The organism is Nonomuraea sp. B208 (assembly GCF_057536035.1).
Genome location: NZ_BAAJOU010000022.1, coordinates 126,654 through 141,889 on the forward strand (window position 1 = coordinate 126,654; position 15,236 = coordinate 141,889).

19 protein-coding genes are annotated in these 15,236 nt (G+C 72.2%); 12 read left to right on the plus strand and 7 right to left on the minus strand.

Annotated elements, in window-relative coordinates; all coding sequences use genetic code 11:
- The first annotated feature begins 97 nt into the window (after positions 1–97).
- The 7 genes from AC27IY_RS23410 to era all read left to right on the plus strand — a co-directional run bounded on the left by AC27IY_RS23410 (position 98) and on the right by era (position 5,610).
- Positions 98–1,138 carry a PhoH family protein gene (locus AC27IY_RS23410; RefSeq protein ID WP_344204862.1) on the plus strand — a complete coding sequence of 347 codons (1,041 nt, stop codon included), beginning with the start codon at positions 98–100 and terminating at the stop codon, positions 1,136–1,138.
- Positions 1,135–1,611 carry an rRNA maturation RNase YbeY gene (gene ybeY, locus AC27IY_RS23415; protein ID WP_344204861.1) on the plus strand — a complete coding sequence of 159 codons (477 nt, stop codon included), beginning with the start codon at positions 1,135–1,137 and terminating at the stop codon, positions 1,609–1,611. The genes AC27IY_RS23410 and ybeY overlap by 4 nt, the downstream gene beginning before the upstream one ends.
- Complete coding sequence (locus AC27IY_RS23420) at positions 1,608–2,912, plus strand: hemolysin family protein (RefSeq protein ID WP_329582853.1); 1,305 nt, start codon at positions 1,608–1,610, stop codon at positions 2,910–2,912. Before ybeY ends, AC27IY_RS23420 begins: the two co-directional genes overlap by 4 nt.
- Before the next feature lie 295 nt (positions 2,913–3,207).
- Positions 3,208–3,864, plus strand: a complete 657-nt coding sequence (locus tag AC27IY_RS23425; protein WP_423445212.1) for a hypothetical protein — start codon at positions 3,208–3,210, stop codon at positions 3,862–3,864.
- Positions 3,865–3,888: 24 nt separating this feature from the next.
- The gene (locus AC27IY_RS23430) at positions 3,889–4,206 is read left to right on the plus strand and encodes a cytidine deaminase (protein ID WP_449943192.1); all 318 of its coding nucleotides are present in this window, start codon (positions 3,889–3,891) and stop codon (positions 4,204–4,206) included.
- Positions 4,207–4,213: 7 nt separating this feature from the next.
- Positions 4,214–4,687: an NUDIX domain-containing protein gene (locus tag AC27IY_RS23435; protein ID WP_487179202.1), complete on the plus strand. Its 474-nt coding sequence runs from the start codon at positions 4,214–4,216 to the stop codon at positions 4,685–4,687.
- 14 nt (positions 4,688–4,701) lie between these two features.
- Positions 4,702–5,610 carry a GTPase Era gene (gene era, locus AC27IY_RS23440; RefSeq protein ID WP_329582843.1) on the plus strand — a complete coding sequence of 303 codons (909 nt, stop codon included), beginning with the start codon at positions 4,702–4,704 and terminating at the stop codon, positions 5,608–5,610.
- A 4-nt stretch (positions 5,611–5,614) separates the two neighbouring features.
- Here era and AC27IY_RS23445 read toward each other — a convergent pair whose 3' ends face one another.
- The 7 genes from AC27IY_RS23445 to AC27IY_RS23475 are packed head-to-tail and all read right to left on the minus strand — an operon-like array spanning position 5,615 to position 10,549.
- Positions 5,615–6,091 (minus strand): hypothetical protein, encoded by a 477-nt coding sequence (locus tag AC27IY_RS23445; protein WP_423473310.1) that lies wholly within the window; start codon positions 6,089–6,091, stop codon positions 5,615–5,617.
- A gap of 4 nt (positions 6,092–6,095) precedes the next feature.
- The gene (locus AC27IY_RS23450) at positions 6,096–6,854 is read right to left on the minus strand and encodes an urease accessory protein UreD (protein WP_364451184.1); all 759 of its coding nucleotides are present in this window, start codon (positions 6,852–6,854) and stop codon (positions 6,096–6,098) included.
- A gap of 14 nt (positions 6,855–6,868) precedes the next feature.
- Positions 6,869–7,543, minus strand: coding sequence for an urease accessory protein UreG (gene ureG, locus AC27IY_RS23455; RefSeq protein WP_344204854.1), 675 nt, complete (start codon positions 7,541–7,543; stop codon positions 6,869–6,871).
- Positions 7,544–7,557: 14 nt separating this feature from the next.
- Entirely contained in the window at positions 7,558–8,229 is a 672-nt protein-coding gene (locus AC27IY_RS23460) for an urease accessory protein UreF (RefSeq protein WP_487179168.1), read from the minus strand.
- A gap of 7 nt (positions 8,230–8,236) precedes the next feature.
- Positions 8,237–9,946, minus strand: coding sequence for an urease subunit alpha (locus AC27IY_RS23465; protein ID WP_344204852.1), 1,710 nt, complete (start codon positions 9,944–9,946; stop codon positions 8,237–8,239).
- Positions 9,939–10,250: an urease subunit beta gene (locus AC27IY_RS23470; RefSeq protein ID WP_350781098.1), complete on the minus strand. Its 312-nt coding sequence runs from the start codon at positions 10,248–10,250 to the stop codon at positions 9,939–9,941. Before AC27IY_RS23470 ends, AC27IY_RS23465 begins: the two co-directional genes overlap by 8 nt.
- Positions 10,247–10,549, minus strand: a complete 303-nt coding sequence (locus tag AC27IY_RS23475) for an urease subunit gamma (protein WP_329582825.1) — start codon at positions 10,547–10,549, stop codon at positions 10,247–10,249. The genes AC27IY_RS23470 and AC27IY_RS23475 overlap by 4 nt, the downstream gene beginning before the upstream one ends.
- Before the next feature lie 198 nt (positions 10,550–10,747).
- On the opposite strand from AC27IY_RS23475, the gene urtA reads away from it, so the two are divergent.
- Genes urtA through urtE form a run of 5 tightly spaced genes read left to right on the plus strand, consistent with a single transcriptional unit; the run spans position 10,748 to position 15,232 of the window.
- Positions 10,748–11,953, plus strand: a complete 1,206-nt coding sequence (gene urtA, locus AC27IY_RS23480) for an urea ABC transporter substrate-binding protein (RefSeq protein WP_487179169.1) — start codon at positions 10,748–10,750, stop codon at positions 11,951–11,953.
- Positions 11,953–12,801 (plus strand): urea ABC transporter permease subunit UrtB, encoded by an 849-nt coding sequence (urtB, locus tag AC27IY_RS23485; protein WP_329582820.1) that lies wholly within the window; start codon positions 11,953–11,955, stop codon positions 12,799–12,801. The genes urtA and urtB overlap by 1 nt, the downstream gene beginning before the upstream one ends.
- Positions 12,798–13,829, plus strand: coding sequence for an urea ABC transporter permease subunit UrtC (gene urtC, locus AC27IY_RS23490; protein ID WP_423445194.1), 1,032 nt, complete (start codon positions 12,798–12,800; stop codon positions 13,827–13,829). The genes urtB and urtC overlap by 4 nt, the downstream gene beginning before the upstream one ends.
- The gene (urtD, locus tag AC27IY_RS23495; protein ID WP_364451203.1) at positions 13,813–14,565 is read left to right on the plus strand and encodes an urea ABC transporter ATP-binding protein UrtD; all 753 of its coding nucleotides are present in this window, start codon (positions 13,813–13,815) and stop codon (positions 14,563–14,565) included. The genes urtC and urtD overlap by 17 nt, the downstream gene beginning before the upstream one ends.
- Positions 14,540–15,232: an urea ABC transporter ATP-binding subunit UrtE gene (gene urtE / locus AC27IY_RS23500; protein ID WP_487179170.1), complete on the plus strand. Its 693-nt coding sequence runs from the start codon at positions 14,540–14,542 to the stop codon at positions 15,230–15,232. Before urtD ends, urtE begins: the two co-directional genes overlap by 26 nt.
- The last annotated feature ends 4 nt before the right edge of the window (positions 15,233–15,236 follow it).

The following is a 15,236-nucleotide window of genomic DNA, read 5'->3' on the forward strand; positions in this document are numbered from 1 at the left end:
CGGTGATATTGACGCGAGCAAACCGCCTGGCCCCGGATACGATGGGCGGAGAAGAACTCCGCAAGAGACCGGGAGGCATCAGGCCACTGGCCTGCCCATGTCCGAACTACACGAATCCCGACGCACGGCACCTCCCTCGCGCACTCAAGCCAAGGTGCTGATTCCGGACGAATACCCGATGGTCAGCCTCCTCGGCTCCCGTGATGAGCTGCTTCGCGTCATCGAGGGCGCTTTCAAGGCCGACATCCACGTACGGGGCAACGAGATCACCGTCACCGGCAGCCCGGACGAGAGCGGCGTCGTCGTGCGCCTGTTCGAGGAGCTCGTCGAGGTGCTGCGCAGCGGCGGCGAGCTCACCCCCGACGCGGTCGAGCGCAGCATCGCCATGCTCCGCATGACGTCCGACCGTCCCGCCGAGGTGCTGTCGCTCGACATCCTGTCCTCGCGCGGCCGCACGATCAGGCCCAAGACCGTCAACCAGAAGCGCTACGTCGACGCGATCGACAAGCACACGGTCGTCTTCGGCATCGGTCCCGCCGGCACCGGCAAGACCTACCTGGCCATGGCCAAGGCGGTCCGGGCGCTGCAGGAGAAGCGGGTCAACCGCATCATCCTGACCCGCCCGGCGGTCGAGGCCGGCGAGCGGCTCGGCTTCCTGCCCGGCACGCTCTACGAGAAGATCGACCCCTACCTGCGCCCGCTCTACGACGCGCTGCACGACATGGTCGACCCCGACTCCATCCCCAAGCTGATGGCCGCAGGGACGATCGAGGTCGCGCCGCTCGCCTACATGCGCGGCAGGACGCTCAACGACGCCTTCATCATCCTCGACGAGGCACAAAACTCCTCGGCCGAGCAGATGAAGATGTTCCTCACCCGGCTGGGGTTCAACTCCAAGATCGTGGTGACCGGTGACGTCACACAGGTCGACCTGCCCTCGGGCACGGTCAGCGGGCTGCGGGTGGTCCAGGAGATCCTCGACGGGATCCCCGACATCCACTTCGCCCGCCTGTCCAGCGCCGACGTCGTCCGCCACAAGCTGGTGAGCGAGATCGTCGACGCCTACGGGCGCTACGACGCCTCGCAGGCGGCCCAGGAGCCCAAGGCCATCCAGCAGCGGGGGAAGCGCCGGCCATGAGCATCGAGATCAACAACGAGTCCGGCGTAGGCGTCGACGAGGAGAGCCTGGTCGCGCTGGCGACGCACGTGCTCGGCGAGATGGGCATCAACCCGCTCGCCGAGCTGTCCATCGTCGTGATCGACGAGAACGCCATGGCCGAGCTGCACGAGAAGTGGATGGGCGAGCCCGGCCCCACCGACGTGCTCGCCTTCCCGATGGACGAGCTGCGTCCCGGCGGCGGCGCGCGCGGCGACTCCGAGAGCCCGGCCGACCCGGCGCTCCTCGGCGACGTCGTGCTCTGCCCGCAGGTGGCCGCCCGGCAGGCCCAGGAGGCCGGCCACGCCACCGCCGACGAGCTCGAGCTGCTGTGCACGCACGGCATCCTCCACCTGCTCGGCTACGACCACGCCGAGCCGGAGGAGCACAAGGAGATGTTCGGGCTCCAGGCGCAGCTCCTGGAGTCGTGGCAGGAGGTGCGCGACTCGCGGTGAACGTGCCCTGGTTGCTCCTGGCCGTCGCGCTCGTCATCATCGGTGGCCTGATCGCCAGTGCGGAGACCGCGCTGACGCGCATCTCCCGCGTGCGGGCCGAGGAGTTCGTCCGCGACGGCCGGCGGGGGGCGCGGCGGCTGCAGGCCATCGTGACCGACCCGCCGCGCTATCTCAACCTGCTGCTGCTGCTCCGGCTGAGCTGCGAGCTGGTGGCCACGGTCATCGCCACGCTGCTGTTCATCGACGTCATGGAGGACCAGGGCTGGGCGTACGTCTGGGCCGCGGTCGTGATGATCGTGATCAGCTACGTGGTGGTCGGGGTCATGCCCCGCACGCTGGGCCGCCAGCACGCCGAGCCGGTCGCGCTGGCCAGTGCGCCGGTCGTCTACGGGCTCACCCGCATCTTCGGCCCGCTGCCCAAGCTGCTCATCCTGCTCGGCAACGCGCTCACGCCCGGCAAGGGGTTCCGCGACGGCCCGTTCACCTCGGAGGCCGAGCTGCGTGACCTGGTCGACCTGGCCGAGGAGCGCCGGGTGATCGAGCCGGACGAGCGCGAGATGATCCACTCGGTGTTCGAGCTGGGCGACACGCTGGTGCGCGAGGTCATGGTGCCGCGCACCGACATGGTCTACATCGAGCGCGGCAAGACGATCAGCCAGGCGCTGTCGCTGGCGCTGCGCAGCGGCTTCTCCCGCATCCCGGTCGCCGGCGAGAACGAGGACGACGTCGTCGGCATCGCCTATCTCAAGGACATCGCCCGCAAGATCCACGAGTCGGGCGAGGGCGGCGGCAAGGAGCCGGTCGAGACGATCATGCGGCCGGCCGCGTACGTGCCGGAGAGCAAGCCCATCGACCAGCTCATGCGCGAGATGCAGGCCCGGCAGATCCACATCGCCATCGTCATCGACGAGTACGGCGGCACCGCCGGCCTGGTCACCATCGAGGACGTCCTGGAGGAGATCGTCGGCGAGATCACCGACGAGTACGACCAGGAGGCCCCCCGGGTCGAGCGGGTCCCCGACGGCGCCCTGCGGGTCACCGCCCGGATGCCCGTCGACGAGCTGGCCGAGCTGTTCGACACCGAGATCGAGGTCGACGACGTGGAGACCGTAGGCGGCCTGCTGGCCCACGCGCTCGGCCGGGTGCCCATCGCGGGCTCCCACGCGGAGGTGGCCGGGCTGTCGCTGACCGCCGAGACGCTGGCCGGCCGGCGCAACCGCATCAGCACCGTCGTCGTACGCCGCGTGGCCTCTCCCGAGGAGGACGAGGAGTCGGTCCCGGCGAACGCGGGGCAGGAGTAGGCGGGAAGGCCGCTCGCAAGCGATCTACAAGTTTTCTGCAAGCACCGTCGGGCACTCTGTGAATCACGACATCCAGTGCGGTGGGTGTCAAGGGGGAGGCGTCCGAACGCCGGGTGGGGTTCGCGGCGGGAGGACGACTCCAGGGGGGACGACAGCGTCCCGGCCGGGCGGCCGGCTGAGGCGCTGATCGGCGTAAAGGGTGTTCTTGTCCGGCATACCGGATGAGGACACCCTTTTTGCGTGTCGCCGAGATCCCCTGGTGAGCGCCCAGGGCATTTTCCGCGCTGGGGGAATCATGAGACGAAGACGGAGGACCGCCGCCACGGCCCTGCTCGCCTGGGCGCTCGCCGGAGTGCTCACGGGCGCGCTGGCGGGCTGCGGCGGCGGAGGCGGGGAGAGCTTCATCGACCCGCGCGCCATGGCGCAGCTGCGTGAGGCGCTCAGCAAGGAGCCGAGCCTGCCCGACGGCTTCACGGCCCGGCCCGACCAGGCGTGGCGGATGCCGTTCGGCCCGGCGCAGCGCAGTTGCCGCGCGCTGCTGGAGCCGGCCGCCGGGCACGCGCCCGGCCAGGCGCTCACCGCCCAGGCGGCGGTCAGCTACCAGGGCGACGGACTGGGGGAGCAGGCCGGGGTGGGCCTGGCCCGGTACGCCGGCGGGGAGGCCGGGGCGCACCTCGACGAGCTGGACAGGGCCCGCAGGGAGTGCCAGGTGGTGCGCACCTCGTCGGGGACCGACCTGTGGCTGAGCGAGCTGCCGCCGGAGGCCGCCGGGGACGACGCCGTCGGCGCGCGGCTGCAGGGGCGGCTGCACGGGTATCCGTACGCGCTGGACGTGGTCTTCTCCCGCGTGGACGACACGCTCGTGTCGGTGGTGCACACGGGCATGAACGACGTGGACCCGGCACGCACCAGGCAGGTGGTCGAGGCGGCCATGGCGATGGCCGGCACCTGATCCGGGGCGCCTAATCTAGAGCGCGTGACTCTCGACCCTGAAGACAGCAAGATCATTACCTTGGCGCGGGCCGCGCGGGCGCGCAACGGCTCGGCCGAGGGCGCCGCGGTGCGCGACGAGACCGGGCGCACCTACTCGGCGACCGACGTCAAGCTGGCCGCGCTCTCGCTCTCGGCCGTGCAGGTCGCGGTGGCCATGGCCATCTCCAGCGGCGCGCGGTCCCTGGAGGCGGTCGCGGTGGTGACCGAGGGCGAGCCGGGCGACGCCGACCGGGCCGTGGCCGCCGAGCTGGGCGTGCCGTCACTGCTCGTGGCCGGCCCCGACGGCACGCTGCGGAGCTGACGTGCCGATGTCCCCGTTCCTCGCCAGGCTGCGCGAGAAGGTGGGCGGCGACCTGCTCATGCTGCCCTCGGTGACCGGGTTCGTCTTCGACGGGACGGGGCGGCTGCTGGTGGCCAGGCACGGCGACGTGGGCCTGTGGGCGGCGCCCGGCGGCGGCGTCGACCCCGACGAGCGCCCCCAGGACGCCGTGGCGCGCGAGCTGCGCGAGGAGCTCGGCATCGAGATCGAGGTACACGGCCTGGTCGGCGTCTACGGCGGCCCGGAGTTCCGCGTCCGCTACCCCAACGGCCACCAGGTCGGCTACGTCATCGCTGGCTACGCCTGCGTGATCGTCTCCGGCGACCCCGAGCCCGACGGCGACGAGATCAACGAGTGCCGGTGGGTGAGGGAGCAGGAGCTGGCCGGCCTCGACACCACCGCCTGGATGCCGCTGGCGGCGCCCGAGGCGTTCGCCTGGTGGCGTGAACACGCCCGCCGATAGGACAGAATGCAGAGGTGACCTCGCCAGACAGCCATCGCGCCGGATTCGCCTGCTTCGTGGGCAGGCCGAACGTCGGCAAGTCCACGCTGATGAACGCCCTGGTCGGCTCCAAGGTGGCGATCACCTCCTCCAAGCCGCAGACCACCAGGCGCGCCATCAGGGGCATCGTGCACCGTCCCGACGCCCAGCTCGTCATCGTGGACACCCCCGGCCTGCACCGCCCGCGCACGCTGCTCGGCGAGCGACTGGACAGCCTGGTGCTGTCCACGCTGACCGAGGTGGACGTGATCGGCTTCTGCGTGCCGGCCAACGAGCCGATCGGCAAGGGTGACCGGTTCATCGCCGACAAGCTGTCGGCGGTGAAGAAGACGCCGGTGGTGGCCGTGGTCACCAAGTGCGACCTGGCCTCGCGCGACCAGATCGCCGAGCAGCTGCTCGCGGTGTCGCAGATCGCGGAGTTCGCCGACGTGGTGCCGGTCTCGGCGCAGTCCGGCGAGCAGCTCGACGTCGTCGGCGACGTGCTGATCAAGCACCTGCCGGAGTCGCCGCCGCTCTACGAGGACGGCACCCTCACCGACGAGCCCGAGCAGGTGCTGGTCGGCGAGCTGATCAGAGAGGCCGCGCTGGAGGGCGTACGCGACGAGCTGCCCCACTCCATCGCCGTGGTCGTCGACGAGATGCTGCCCCGCGAGGGGCGTGACGACCTGCTCGACATCTACGCCCACATGTTCGTCGAACGGCCCTCGCAGAAGGCCATCGTCATCGGGCACAAGGGCGAGCGGCTGCGCGAGGTGGGCACCAAGGCCCGCAAGCAGATCGAGGCGCTGCTCGGCACCCGCGTCTACCTCGACCTGCGCATCAGCGTGGCCAAGGACTGGCAGCGCGACCCCAAGCAGCTGCGCCGCCTCGGCTTCTACGACTGACCGGCTACGACCGGCCTGCGGGCCTGGCCCTCCTGACCAGCGCGAGGACCCCGAGCACGACGAGCGCGAGCGCGCAGGCCAGCGTGGCGAACCAGCCGGCCCTGATCACCGGCGTGACCGACAGCAGGCCGAGGTCCACCGAGATCCGGTCCCGCACGCCGCCCCCCTGCAGCTGGAACATCAGGGTGGCGGCCACGGCCAGCCCGCCGGGCAGCACGGCCAGGGCGGCGAGGCGCGGATGCGCCAGCAGCCCGGCGAGCCCGCAGGCGAGCGCCGCCAGCCCGGCCAGCAGGGCATAGACGCCGAGCCCGTCGTCGATGCCGCGCACGTCGCCCGACACCCCGGCGCCGAGCACGCCGATCCTGGCCTCGACGCCGGCCCAGGGCAGGATCGCACAGAACACCAGGAGCGCCGCGACGACGGTCACGGCCAGCGGATAGCCGCGGCCGGGGCGGCGGACGAGCTGCAGGTCTTCGGCCACACGATCAGGGTATGCCGGGCCGCGCGCCACCGCCACGGCCTGCGACAGTGTCGTCACCATCTCCGGACACCGCGCGCTCCCCGCGTTCCAGGCGGGCGCGCAGCTCCACCGCGTCCGTGGCGAGGGCCGAGACCACCGTGCCGGACGCCGCCAGCGGCAGCACCGCGAGCCCGTCGGACACCAGGGGCTCCTTCGCGGTGGCGGTGAGGAACGTGGTGCCGAGGCAGCGCGCCCCGCCGAGCACCGCCGGGGAGGCGTCGAGGCCGGGATCGCCGAGCGTGAGCTCCTGCCGCAGCAGCGGGCGGCCGGCGAGGGTCGCGTCGAAGCGGGTGCGGCAGCGGCCGGGCCGCTCGCCGTGCCGGCCGAGCACGATCTCCTCGCGCCACAGCACGCTCGCCTCCGGCTCCAGCTCCAGGCGGACGATCAGCCGGTGCGCGCAGCCCGCGGCGAGCACCGTCGGCTCGGGGACGAAGCGGAGCCGCGCGCCCGCGCCGACCCGGGCGGTGACCAGCAGCTCCGACTCTCCGGTGCCGGGCAGGACCAGCGTGCCGGCCACCGACGCCAGCTCCAGCGTCGTACGGGGAGCGACGTCCAGGTCCAGCCACAGGCGGTCACCGCCGAGCGGACCGGCCGCCGTCGAGACCAGGTGCACGGTGTGCGGGCCGGTCTGGCGCAGCGTCAACGGCGGCGCCGAGGCCAGCCGCCGCAGCACGGTCCGCCCGCCGGGGCCGAGCGCCGTCCCCACGGCCGCGGCCGCCCGCATCCCGGCCCCACGCATCAGGACGCGGGGGCCGCGTGCGCGTGGGACCAGGTGGTCACCTGGTCGCTGACCCAGCTCGCGACCGCGCCCGCCGACGGCTGCTCGCGGATCGAGGTGAACAGGACCGGGCGCTCGCCGCGTACGGCGGCCGCGTCGCGGTCCATCACGCCGAGGTCGGCGCCCACCATCGGCGCCAGGTCCGTCTTGTTGATCACCAGCAGGTCGGCGGTGGTGACGCCGGGCCCGCCCTTGCGCGGTACCTTGTCGCCGCCCGACACGTCGAGGACGAAGATCTGCCGGTCGGCGAGCCCGCGGCTGAACGTGGCCGTGAGGTTGTCGCCGCCGCTCTCCACGATGACCAGGTCGAGCGGCCCGAACCGGTCCTCCAGCGTCTCGACGGCGTCGAGGTTGGCCGCGATGTCGTCGCGGATGGCGGTGTGCGGGCAGCAGCCGGTCTCGACGGCGAGGATGCGCTCGGGGTCGAGCACGCCCGCGCGGCGCAGGAAGTCGGCGTCCTCGGTGGTGTAGATGTCGTTGGTCACCACGCCCAGGGACATGACGGGCCCGAGCGTCCGGCACAGCGCGGCCACCAGGGCCGTCTTGCCGCTGCCCACGGGGCCGCCCACGCCGAGGCGCAGCGCCCGGCCGTGGCCGTCGGGAGCGTGGTGGTGGTCGTCGTGTCGAGCGCCCATGTGAAGGGTCCTTCCTAGGAGACGAACAGCCGGACCTCGGCCCTGGCGTGCTGCTCGGCGAGCAGGTCCAGGGCCGGGGCCGAGCACGCGGGCAGCTCCGCCCATGAGCCGGGCGGGTGCGCCCGTCCGGCCACCGCCGCGAGGTCGGGGCCGAGGGCGGCGAGCAGGGCGTGCACGGCGACCGGGTCCAGGCCGAGCAGCCGGACCGCCGCCGTGGCCGGGCCGCTGACCGCGTGGTACGCCGCCGCGAGCGCCGCCTCCCCGGCCGTGGCTCCGGCGGCGTACGCGGCCACGCCGAGCGCGACCGGGTGGTGCGGGCTCGGCGTCCGCCGCGCCAGCTCCTCCAGAGCCTCGGCCGGCCACACCCGGCGGGCGACCCGCAGCAGCAGGCGGCCCTGCGTACGGGACGCCGCCCGCTGGGCGGGGGAGGCGGTGCGGGCGTCGGCCTCCTCGTCCAGCAGCTCCCACCCGGGACGCTCGGCCACGGCGGCGGCGGCGTGCGCGGCGGCGGCGAGGGCGGCGGCCAGCGCGCCCGCCGTGTGCAGGCGGCCCCGCAGGAACCGCTCCAGGGACGGCACGTCGTGCACCGCCCCCGACGCGATCGCCCGCTCGGCGCCGCCGGAGTGCGCGTGGCCGCCGGCCGGCAGGCGGGAGTCGGCGAGCAGCAGCAGACCTGGACTCAGCATGAGGTCATCAGAACAGGAAGTAACGCTGGGCCATGGGCAGGCTGACGGCCGGGGCGGGCTCGATGAGCTCGCCGTCGACCCGCACCTCGAACGTGTCGGCCGCCACCTCGATCCTCGGCAGGGCGTCGTTGAGCGGCATGGCGGACTTGCCGCGCCGGCGTACGTCGGCGGCCGGAGCGAGCCGCCGCCGCACGGCGAGCCGGTCGGCGAGCCCCGACTCCAGCGCCATCGGCGCCACGAAGTGCAGCGAGGTGGCCGCGGCGGTGACCGGTGAGGCGCCGAACATGGGCCGCGGCAGCACCGGCTGCGGCGTCGGGATGGAGGCGTTGGCGTCGCCCATCTGCGCCCAGGCGACCACGCCGCCCTTGAGCACGAGGTCCGGCTTGACGCCGAAGAACGCCGGGTCCCACAGGACGAGGTCGGCGAGCTTGCCGCGTTCGACGGAGCCGACCTCGCCGTCGAGGCCGTGGGCGACGGCCGGGCAGATGGTGTATTTGGCGACGTAGCGGCGGGCCCGCAGGTTGTCCGCGGGGCCGTCGCCGAGCCGGCCGCGGCGGGTCTTCATGACGTGCGCGGTCTGCCAGGTGCGGATGATCGTCTCGCCGATGCGGCCCATGGCCTGCGAGTCGGAGCCGATCATCGAGATCGCGCCCATGTCGTGCAGCACGTCCTCGGCGGCCATCGTCGTGGGCCGGATGCGCGACTCGGCGAAGGCGAGGTCCTCGGGGATCGACGGGTTGAGGTGGTGGCAGACCATCAGCATGTCGAGGTGCTCGTCGAGCGTGTTGACGGTGTGCGGCCGGGTGGGGTTGGTGGAGGAGGGCAGCACGTTGGGGTAGGCGGCGACGCGGATGATGTCGGGGGCGTGGCCGCCGCCCGCGCCCTCGGTGTGGTAGGCGTGGATCATCCGGTCGCCGATGGCGGCGAGGGTCGACTCGACGAACCCGGCCTCGTTCAGGGTGTCGGTGTGGATCGTCACCTGTACGCCGGTCGCGTCGGCCACCCGCAGGCAGGCGTCGATGGCGGCCGGGGTGGTGCCCCAGTCCTCGTGCAGCTTGAAGCCGGAGGCGCCGGCCCGCAGCTGCTCCAGCAGGCCCTCGGCGCTGACGGTGTTGCCCTTGCCGAGCAGCGCGAAGTTCAGCGGGTAGGAGTCGAGCGACTCCAGCATGCGGCCGAGATACCAGGTGCCGGTCACGGTGGTGGCCTTGGTGCCGTCCACGGGTCCGGTGCCGCCGCCGACGATCGTGGTGACGCCCGATCCGATGGCCTCGTCGAGGAGCTGCGGGCAGATCAGGTGGACGTGCGAGTCGACGGCGCCGGCGGTGAGGATCTTGCCGTTGCCGGACAGGATCTCGGTGGACGGGCCGATGACGAGGTCCACGCCGTCCATGGTGTCGGGGTTGCCGGCCTTGCCGAGGCCGTGGACGCGGCCGTCGCGGATGCCGACGTCGGCCTTGATCACGCCCCAGTGGTCGAGGATGACCGCGCCGGTGATGACGAGGTCCATGGCGCCCTCGGCGCGGGTGGCGCGCGACTGCCCCATGGACTCGCGGATGACCTTGCCGCCGCCGAACACGGCCTCGTCGCCGGCGCCCGCCGGGCCCATCGACAGGTCCTCGGTGACCTCGATGAACAGGTCGGTGTCGGCCAGCCGGATCCGGTCGCCGGTGGTGGGGCCGTAGAGCGCGGCGTAGCGGGCCCGTGAGAGGTCAGCCATCGAGCGGCCCCGCCCACTCGGGACGCAGGCCGGGGACGATCCGGCCGCCGGCCAGCGGCACGAGCGTGACGTCGCGCTCGACGCCCGGCTCGAACCTGATCGCGGTGCCCGCGGGCACGTCCAGCCGCATCCCCCACGCCGCCTTCCTGTCGAACTCCAGCCCCGGGTTGACGGCCGCGAAGTGGTAGTGGGAGCCCACCTGGACCGGCCGGTCTGCCGTGTTGACCACGCGCAGCGTCACCCGTTCGCGCCCGGGGTTGAGCGGGTGGGAGCCCTCGGGGTGCGCGTACTCGCCGGGGATCACGGGATCGGCCTGTGCACGGTCACGAGCTTGGTGCCGTCGGGGAACGTGGCCTCGATCTGCACGCGTTCCAGCATCTCCGGCACGCCCTCCATGACGTCGGCCCGGCTCAGCACCGCGCGGCCGGCCTCCATGAGCTCGGCCACGGTGCGCCCGTCCCTGGCGCCCTCCATGAGGAACGAGGCGATGACGGCGGTGGCCTCGGGGTGGTTGAGCCGCAGGCCCCTGGCCTGCCGCTCGCGCGCCACCCCGGCGGCGACGTGGATGAGCAGCCGTTCCTGCTCGTGTGAGGTAAGCCGCATGGCCGGACCATAGGAACCGGGGGTTTCGCCGCCGTTGCCGGGGGATGTCGGGTCTGTTTCGCGCTGCGGAGAAGGCGCACATGACGGGTTATGTGCGCTTGTGAAGATCCGGCAAAGGCGTATTAACGCCCGGGATCCGCGCGCGAAACGCGCCGGGGTCACCTTTCTCGCAGAACCGGTCGGCAGGAAGGAACCGCCGTGCGCATCTCCCGCCCGATTGTCTCAGGAGCCCTCGTCCTGGCCTTAGCGGCCTGCGGATCCAACGCCCAGCCGGCCGCCGAGGCCCAGGAGATCAAGGTCGGCCTCCTCCACTCGCTCAGCGGCACGATGGCGATCAGCGAGGTCACCGTACGCGACGCCGAGCTGCTGGCCATCGACGAGATCAACCGGGCGGGCGGGGTGCTCGGCAAGAAGCTCGTCCCCGTGGCCGAGGACGGCGCCTCCGACTGGCCGACCTTCGCCGAGAAGGCCACCAAGCTCATCAGGCAGGACAAGGTCGCCACCGTCTTCGGCGGCTGGACCTCCGCCAGCCGCAAGGCCATGCTCCCGGTCTTCGAGCGGTACAAGGCGCTGCTGTGGTATCCGGTGCAGTACGAGGGCCTGGAGAGCTCGCCGTACATCTTCTACACCGGCGCCACCACCAACCAGCAGATCATCCCCGGCCTCGACTACCTGAAGGAGCAGGGCAAGAAGAAGGTCTTCCTGGTCGGCAGCGACTACGTCTTCCCGCGCACCGCCAACAAGATCATCAAGGCGTACGCGGCCGCCAACGGCATGGAGGTCCTCGGCGAGGAGTACACCCCGCTCGGCCACACCGAATACTCGACCCTCGTCAACAAGGTCGTCCAGGCCAAGCCGGACGCGGTGTTCAACACCCTCAACGGCGACAGCAACGTCGCCTTCTTCAAGCAGCTCAAGAGCGCCGGCGTCACCGCCGAGGCGATGCCCGTGCTGTCGGTCAGCGTCGCCGAGGAGGAGGTCACCGGCATCGGCGTGGACAACATCGCCGGCCACCCGGTCGCCTGGAACTACTACCAGACCACCGAGACCCCGGCCAACGAGGCGTTCGTCAAGGCGTACAAGGCCAAGTACGGCGCGAACAAGGTCACCTCCGACCCGATGGAGGCCGGCTACAACGCCGTCTACCTCTGGGCCGAGGCCGTCAAGAAGGCCGGCACCACCGAGGTCGAGGCGGTGAAGAAGGCCGCGCCCGGCATCTCGCTGGACCGCCCCGAGGGCAAGGTCACCATCGACGGCGAGAACCAGCACCTGTACAAGACCGCCCGCATCGGCATCATCCAGCCCGACGGGCTGATCAAGCAGGTGTGGGACTCCGGCGAGCCGATCAAGCCCGACCCCTACCTGAAGGCCTACCCCTGGGCGGCCGGGCTGGCGGCCTCCTGATGACGGCCTTCGTCAACCAGCTTCCCATCGGGCTGTCCATCGGGGCGGTGCTGCTGCTCGTGGCGCTCGGGCTGACGTTCACGTTCGGCCAGATGGGCGTGATCAACATGGCGCACGGGGAGTTCATCATGGCGGGCGCGTACACCGCGTTCCTCATCGGCGACCTCGTGCTCGCGCTCCCGGCGGCGTTCCTCGTCGCCGGGGCCATGGGGCTGGTCCTGGAACGCGCGGCCGTCCGCCACTTCTACGGCCGCCCGCTGGACACGCTGCTGCTCACCTGGGGCGTCAGCCTGGTGCTGCAGCAGCTCGCCCGCGACCTGTTCGGCGCGCCCAACGTGCAGGTGCCCGCCCCCTCCTGGCTGGCCGGGGGCGTCGGCATCCTGCCCTACAACCGGCTGTTCATCATGGCGCTGGCCGTCGCCGGCGTGGTCGCGGTCTGGGTCTACCTCAACCGCACCGCGCTCGGGCGGCGTACGCAGGCGGTGGTGCAGAACCGGCGGCTCGCCGCGACCAGCGGGATCGACACCGGGCGGGTGGACATGCTGACCTTCTTCGTCGGCTCCGGGCTGGCCGGCGTGGCTGGGGTGGCGCTCACCCTCATCGGGCCGGTCGGGCCGGGGCTCGGCACGTACTACATCGTGGACGCCTTCCTCGTGGTGGTCGCGGGCGGGCTCGGGCAGCTGCGCGGGGCGGTGCTCGCGGCGGCCGGGCTCGGCCTGCTCAACTCCTACGCCGAGTTCTGGTCGGACGCCTCGCTGGCGAAGGTGATCGTGTTCGCCGTGATCATCGCGTTCCTCCAGGTGCGCCCGCAGGGGATGTTCGTCCTCAGATCGCGGGTGCTCACATGAGGGAGCTGATCCGGCGCAACCTGCCGTTCGCCGCCGTCGCCGTGGTGGCGCTGGTCGCCGCGCCGCTGCTGCTGGAGCCGTTCCGGCTGGGCCTGCTGGCGAAGTACCTGTGCTACGCGATCGTCGCGCTCGGCATCGGGCTGGCGTGGGGCAAGGGCGGCATGCTCACCCTCGGGCAGGGCGTCTTCTTCGGGCTCGGCGGCTACGCGATGGCGATGTACCTCAAGCTCACCGAGGCCGGCCCCGGCGGGCTGCCGGACTTCATGGTGTGGAGCGGCGTGGAGGAGCTGCCGGCGTTGTGGGCGCCGTTCGCCAGCCCGGTCCTCGCGCTCGCGATGGCCGTGCTCGGGCCGATGGCGCTCGCGGCGGTCCTCGGCACGCTGGTGTTCCGGCAGCGGGTGCGCGGGGCGTACTTCGCGATCCTCACCCAGGCGCTGGCCGCCGCCCTGGTCATCCTGCTGGTCGGTCAGCAGGGGCTGACCGGCGGCACCAACGGCATGACGAACTTCTTCGAGCTGTTCGGCCAGGACCTCGCCGAGGACTCCACGCAGCGCGGGCTCTACCTGGTGACCGCGGGCGTGCTCGGCGTCCTCTACCTGGCCACCCGGCAGCTCGTGAACAGCCGCTTCGGCCGGCTGCTGGTGGCGGTGCGCGACGGCGAGGACCGGGTGCGTTTCCTCGGCTACGACCCGGCCCTCGTCAAGACCGTCACCTTCGCGATCTCGGCCGGCATGGCCGGGCTGGCGGGCGCGCTGTTCGTGCCGGTCGTCGGCATCATCTCGCCGGCGCTGCTCGGCGTCGTGCCGTCGCTGGAGCTGGTGGTCGCGGTGGCGGTCGGCGGGCGGCACGCCCTGGCGGGGGCCGTGCTGGGCGCGGTCGTCATGGGCTACGCCAAGACCGCCTTCAGCGAGCAGTTCGCCGACGGCTGGCTCTACCTGCAGGGCGCGCTGTTCATCCTGGTCATGACCCTGGCGCCCAAGGGGATCGCCGGGCTTCTCGGGAGGGTGCGCCGTGCTCGAACTGCGTGACGTGCGGGTGGAGTTCGACGGCTACCGGGCGCTCGACGGCGTGGACCTGACGGTCCCCGAGGGCGAGCTGCGCTTCCTCATCGGGCCGAACGGCGCGGGCAAGACCACGCTGATCGACGTGATCACCGGGCTGACCCGGCCGGTCGCGGGCAGCGTGCGCTTCGCCGGCCACGACCTGGTGGGCCGCAAGGAGCACCAGATCGTCCGGCTCGGCGTCGGCCGGACGTTCCAGACGTCGGTGGTGTTCGAGGAGCTGACCGTCCTCGAGAACCTCGACCTGGCGGCCGGCTTCCGCAGCCCGCTCTGGTCGCTCGCCCGGCGGCGCCGCGGCGTCTCCGAGGCCGTCGCCGAGGCCCTGGCCAGGACCGGGCTCGAAGAGCTCGCCGAACGTTCAGCGGGCGTTCTCTCGCACGGCCAGCGCCAGTGGCTGGAGATCGGGATGCTGCTGGCGCAGCGGCCGAGGCTGCTGCTGCTGGACGAACCGGTGGCCGGCATGTCCGGCGACGAACGCGAGCGCACCGGCCGGCTGCTCACCGAGATCGCCGCGGACCACACGGTGATCGTGGTCGAGCACGACATGGAGTTCCTGCGGCGGCACGCGTCCACCGTGACCGTGCTGCACGAGGGCAAGGTGCTCGTGGAGGGGTCGGTGGAGCAGGTCAGCGCCGACCCGCGGGTGCAGGAGGTCTATCTCGGGAGGAGGCCGAGCGATGCTGCTGTCGGTGAACGGACTTGAGTCGGGGTACGGACGGGCGCGCGTGCTGTTCGGAGTGTCGCTGGAGGTGGAGCCCGGCCGGCTCGTCTGCGTGATGGGCCGCAATGGCGTCGGCAAGACGACCCTGCTCAACACCGTCATGGGCGTGCTGCCCGCCACGGCCGGCACGGTCGCCTTCGACGGCCGCGACGTGACCAGGCTGAAGCCGCACGAGCGGGTCAGGCTCGGCATGGGGTACGTCCCGCAGGGCCACCAGTGCTTCCCCCAGCTCTCGGTGCTCGGCAACCTGCTGGTCACCGTCGAGGCCGCCAAGCAGCCGAAGGAGGCCGTGGACGAGGCCCTGGACCTGTTCCCGGCGCTCAAGCCCATGCTCAGGCGGAGCGCCGGGCACCTGTCCGGCGGCCAGCAGCAGCAGCTCGCGATGGCCCGCGCCCTGGTCACCCGCCCCCGGATGCTCATCCTGGACGAGCCGACCGAGGGCATCCAGCCGTCGATCATCCTGGAGATCGAGGCGGCCATCGAGCGGCTGCACGCCGCCGGGCTGGCGGTGCTGCTCGTCGAGCAGTATCTGGACATCGCGCTGCGGCTCGCCGACCGGTTCGTCATCCTCGACGCCGGGCACGTCGTCCGCACCGGGGACGCCGAGGAGCTGCGGCGCGACGACGTACGCAGGCTGCTGGCGGTCTAAGCCG

Coding starts and splice junctions, on each gene's coding strand:
- AC27IY_RS23410 (WP_344204862.1), top strand. CDS start 98: ATGTCCGAACTACACGAATCCCGACGCACGGCACCTCCCTCGCGCACT.
- ybeY (WP_344204861.1), top strand. CDS start 1,135: ATGAGCATCGAGATCAACAACGAGTCCGGCGTAGGCGTCGACGAGGAG.
- AC27IY_RS23425 (WP_423445212.1), top strand. CDS start 3,208: ATGAGACGAAGACGGAGGACCGCCGCCACGGCCCTGCTCGCCTGGGCG.
- AC27IY_RS23435 (WP_487179202.1), top strand. CDS start 4,214: ATGTCCCCGTTCCTCGCCAGGCTGCGCGAGAAGGTGGGCGGCGACCTG.
- AC27IY_RS23450 (WP_364451184.1), bottom strand. CDS start 6,854: ATGCGGGCGGCCGCGGCCGTGGGGACGGCGCTCGGCCCCGGCGGGCGG.
- ureG (WP_344204854.1), bottom strand. CDS start 7,543: ATGGGCGCTCGACACGACGACCACCACCACGCTCCCGACGGCCACGGC.
- AC27IY_RS23460 (WP_487179168.1), bottom strand. CDS start 8,229: ATGCTGAGTCCAGGTCTGCTGCTGCTCGCCGACTCCCGCCTGCCGGCC.
- AC27IY_RS23465 (WP_344204852.1), bottom strand. CDS start 9,946: ATGGCTGACCTCTCACGGGCCCGCTACGCCGCGCTCTACGGCCCCACC.
- AC27IY_RS23475 (WP_329582825.1), bottom strand. CDS start 10,549: ATGCGGCTTACCTCACACGAGCAGGAACGGCTGCTCATCCACGTCGCC.
- urtB (WP_329582820.1), top strand. CDS start 11,953: ATGACGGCCTTCGTCAACCAGCTTCCCATCGGGCTGTCCATCGGGGCG.
- urtC (WP_423445194.1), top strand. CDS start 12,798: ATGAGGGAGCTGATCCGGCGCAACCTGCCGTTCGCCGCCGTCGCCGTG.
- urtE (WP_487179170.1), top strand. CDS start 14,540: ATGCTGCTGTCGGTGAACGGACTTGAGTCGGGGTACGGACGGGCGCGC.